Source organism: Micromonospora sp. NPDC005237 (assembly GCF_040607775.1).
GTDB lineage: Bacteria > Actinomycetota > Actinomycetes > Mycobacteriales > Micromonosporaceae > Micromonospora.
Map to the genome: position 1 here is coordinate 1 of NZ_JBEXHJ010000034.1, position 1,233 is coordinate 1,233.

1 pseudogene is annotated in these 1,233 nt (G+C 64.5%); it reads left to right on the top strand.

The window, feature by feature from the left end:
* Positions 1 to 1,231 (top strand): annotated as a pseudogene (locus tag ABZT87_RS31405) (hypothetical protein); the annotation flags it as partial.
* Between the last annotated feature and the right edge of the window lie 2 nt (positions 1,232 to 1,233).

The window sequence follows — 1,233 nt, forward strand, 5'->3', positions numbered from 1 at the left end:
GCCGCAGGCTGCCGACGTTCCTTCGGCGGCCCCGGAGAAGCCCGCGCCGCCGATGAAGAAGGACGGCGATGCCGACGGCGGTGCGCTGCTGGTCGAGCGCGGCGGCAGCGCCCACCTGGAGAAGGTCGAACTGACCCGCAACAACGCCGAAGGCAACGGCGGCGCCATCGCCAACTTCGGCCGGGTCGACCTCGACGACAGCGAGGTCGAGAACAACCACGCCCGGGAGAACGGCGGCGGCATCTTCAACGTCGGCGTACTCAAGGTCAAGGGGTCCTCCGACGACAAGGACTGGTCCTCCCACGGCCAGGGCGGGTCCGCCGACGACAAGAACGACGACAAGAACGACGACAAGAACGACGGCAAGAACGAGTTCTCCCACGAGCGGGATCACGAGTCCCGCATCACCAACAACACCGCAGGTGACAACGGCGGCGGCATCGCCAACGGCCGCGGCAAGAAGGAAGAACACGGCAAGGACAAGGACAAGAACAACGACTACTGGCCAGGCGTGCAGGGCCGCGACGAGGCCGGCAGCGTGGAGATCTTCAAGACCTCCATCGACGGCAACACGGCCAACGGCAACGGCGGCGGCGTGTTCAGCTCCAGCGGCTTCGTCAAGATCGTCCTGTCGAGCATCACGAAGAACACCGCCTGCGAAAGCGGCGGCGGCATCTACGCCCGCAACACCAACCTCGACCTCGAGAAGGTCACCGTCGCCAAGAACCACGCCAGCAAGGACGGCGGCGGCATCGTCAACACCGGCGGCGAAGAAAAGAAGAAGGAAGGCCCCTCCTCCAGCGACGACAAGAAGGACCAAAAGGAGCAGGAAGCCACCGCCACCATCGCCGACAGCGAGATCGTCGAGAACACCGCCGGACGCTTCGGCGGCGGCATCTTCAACGGCGACCCCGACGTCAAGCTCAAGGAAGGCTTCGAGGAGCCCGACAACAAGGACAACAAGGACGACAACGCCCGCCTCACCCTGCGGGACACCGAAATCAAGGCCAACACCGCCCTCAACGGCGGCGGCATCTTCAACAACAAGGGCACAGTCACCCTGACCAAGACCCGCGTCACCAAGAACACCGCCACCGACTCCTCCAAGACACACCGAGTCGCCGGCGGCATCCTCAACAACAACGGCAAGGTCCGCCTCGACGAAAAGTCGACCATCACCAACAACGACCCCACCAACTGCGCCGGCACCGTCAAGGACTGCTTCAACTGACC